Here is a 3,059-nt window from a genome sequence, read left to right as displayed (position 1 = left end):
GTGGAACGTTTTATTGCCTGGTACCGGGAATATTATCAAAAGTAAAAAAAGTGCGGATGTTGCTTTTATGTGACGTAACATGTTGATTTTTAAAGGCTAAAGGCTAAAGGCTAAAGGCTAAAGGCTAAAGGCTAAAGGCTAAAGGCTAAAGGCTAAAGGCTAAAGGCTAAAGGCTAAAGGCTAAAGGCTAAAGGCTAAAGGTATATAAAAATTTACAGCTAGGAGATAGTACATGACCGATCATAATGAACCGCAAGTTTCCATCTGTCCCGCCGGCGAGGCATTTCCCCTGCCGAAGGATGATGAATATGCAGCCGAGTTTCATCGTTTACAGGCCTTGGTGGATGAACACCGCCGGCAGGGTGATGAAATCGTCGTGGTTATGGGAGTTGGTTTTGTCGGCGCGGTGATGGCCGGTGTGGTGGCGGATTCGGTTGACAAAAAAACCGGCGAGCCCAAGAAATTTGTCATCGGCATGCAGCGGCCGTCCACCCGCTCTTTCTGGAAAATTTCCTATTTGAACCAGGGGGTGGCGCCGGTGGAAGCCGAGGATCCGGAAGTGGCGCCGCTGATTAAACGCTGCGTCCGCGAAAAAAAGACCCTGACCGCCACCTTTACCTACGATGCCCTGACCCTGGCCGACGTGGTGGTGGTGGATGTCCAGTGTGATTACCTGAAAGAATGTCTCGGGGATGTGCGTCAGGGCCGGGCTGATATTGCCGCCCTGGAAGCCAGTCTCAAAATTATCGGCGAAAAGATAAATCCTGAGTGCCTGGTGCTCATTGAAACCACGGTGCCCCCGGGAACCACCGAATACGTTGCCTATCCGATTATCAAGCGGGCTTTTGCCGCTCGGGGCCTGGAGGAAGAACCGTTATTGTCCCATTCTTATGAGCGGGTGATGCCCGGGCGCAATTATGTGGCTTCGATCCGCGACTTCTGGCGGGTCTGCAGCGGCATCAATGATATTGCCCGCCGGAAAGTGGAAAAGTTTCTCTCGGAAGTCCTCAATGTGGAAGAATATCCGCTCACCGTCCTTGATCGGCCGGTGGAAAGCGAAACCTGCAAGATTGTGGAAAATTCCTACCGGGCAACGATCCTTGCTTTCCTCCATGAATGGAGCACTTTTGCCGAGCGTAACGGGGTTGATCTGGCGAAAGTCATTGAGGCGATCAAGGTGCGTCCCACCCATTCCAACATGATTTTTCCGGGCCCGGGAATTGGCGGCTACTGCCTGCCCAAGGACGGCGGCCTCGGGGTCTGGTCCTACCATACCCTGATGGGTTTCGAAGATGATATTTTTAAAATTACCCCGGAAGCCATCAATATCAACGATACCCGGGGCCTGCGAGCCGCCCAGCTGACCCGCGACGCCCTGCGCAACATGGGCAGAATCGTCGCCGCTTCTAAAATTATCGTCCTCGGGGTTTCCTACCGGGAAGATGTAGGTGATACCCGTTACAGCGGTTCGGAAATTCTGGTGCGCAAGTTGACGGAAATGGGCGCCGATGTTTCGGTGCACGATCCTTATGTCAAACACTGGTGGGAGTTGGAAAAACAGGAAACCTACCCGGCTCCGGGACTCTCCATGAGCCGTTTTTTCCGCAACCAGGACCGGCTGGAAGATCTGCAGGTGGAAAAAGAACTGGCAGCGGCGCTCAAGGGGGTGGACGCGGTGGTCTTTGCCGTCCGCCATCAGGATTATCTGCAGTTGACACCGGATGCGGTGGTTGAAATGGCCGGCCGGCCGGTGGTGGTGATTGACTGCTTCACCATGCTTGACGATCAGCAGATCAAGCGCTACTTCGAGCTGGGTTGTGAGGTCAAAGGCCTGGGTCGCGGTCACGTGAAGCGAATCAAAGATGAGGTGCGGGGGTGATTTGAAAAATGGGGAGTGTCCCTCTTTTTGTTTATGTTTATGGGCCTCAGCAGCTGCAGAATGAGCTGATGGTGGAGCTGCTGGCAAGTAAAACTTCCCTTGTTTGTCGGGTGGGTGACAGCGAGCATCACCTGCCGCCCGCAAACGATCATCAGGAGCCGCTGATTGTTCTGTGGGATTGTTCCGGTCTTTCCCATGAGGAACTTCTCAGCCGGATGGAAAGCTACACTTCTCAGGACAATCCTCATTGCCGCCTGGTTTTTTTTAATGTCGCGGTTGGTCTGGATGTTCAGCGGGACGCGCTGACTTGCGGTATCTGGGGGGTATTCCATGAACACTGTCCCCTGGAACAACTGGTCCAGGGAGTGGAGGCGATTGCCGATGGGCAGATGTGGATTTCCCGCTGGGCCATGAGCTCCTGTCTGCAGGAATTTCGGCAAACAAGCAGTAGTAGCCCCGGTACGTCCTTGAGAAATCTGCTGAGCAGCAGGGAACAGGAGGTTCTGCAACTGATTGCTGACGGTGAAAGCAACGAAAATATTGCCGAGCGCCTCTTTATCAGCGGTCATACGGTCAAAAGCCATCTCTACCGGATATATAAGAAGATCGAAGTTCCCAACCGGCTGCAGGCGGCACTCTGGGCGGTAAAAAATTTATAAAAATCATACTTTCGACTGATTGACATCCTTCCCTTTCTAAGCTATCTTCAAGACCATATTCTGATGAAGTTTCGCGCAAAATAGTTAAAACTTTATTAGCCACGGACCCACACAGACAAACACAGACTTGCAATGATTTTTTGTTCGTGGTCCGTCCTTGACCATGTGGGTCTGCGGCTGAAATCATATTTGGTTCCGGTTTATCCAGGTTAGGGTAGAAGGAGATTTATCATTATGGCTGATCGTCGTCATCTCCAACGTTTTGATCTTGATATCCCAGTGCTTCTTACCGCGGTTCCAAACGGCTGTGAATGTTCTGATAAGTTGCTGGTAACCCGGGATATTTCCGCGGCCGGCGCTTTTTTTGATACCACGCGGCCCCTGGCCCAGGGCTGTGAGCTGAGCTTCGAGTTGCAGCTTCCCGGTCGGAATCGTCCCGGCGGTCGAGTTCAGCTCAAGGGTACCGTGGTGCGGTGTACGCCGGCTGGCATGGCGGTGAGTTTTGACGATGATTACCGTTT

At 52.6% G+C, this 3,059-nt stretch carries 3 protein-coding genes; all 3 read left to right on the top strand.

What is annotated here, in order from left to right:
* Window positions 1-232: 232 nt before the first annotated feature.
* A complete protein-coding gene (locus tag U9P07_07355) occupies window positions 233-1,879 on the top strand; it encodes a nucleotide sugar dehydrogenase (protein MEA2109219.1) in 1,647 nt (548 codons plus the stop codon).
* Between the two features lie 8 nt (window positions 1,880-1,887).
* Window positions 1,888-2,538, top strand: coding sequence for a response regulator transcription factor (locus tag U9P07_07350; GenBank protein ID MEA2109218.1), 651 nt, complete (start codon window positions 1,888-1,890; stop codon window positions 2,536-2,538).
* A 234-nt stretch (window positions 2,539-2,772) separates the two neighbouring features.
* Window positions 2,773-3,059 (top strand): PilZ domain-containing protein (locus U9P07_07345; GenBank protein ID MEA2109217.1); only part of this gene is annotated, 287 nt, incomplete at its 3' end.

This window comes from Pseudomonadota bacterium, assembly GCA_034660915.1.
Classification (GTDB): Bacteria; Desulfobacterota; Anaeroferrophillalia; order Anaeroferrophillales; family Anaeroferrophillaceae; genus DQWO01.
This window is presented reverse-complemented; position numbering and strand designations above follow the sequence as displayed.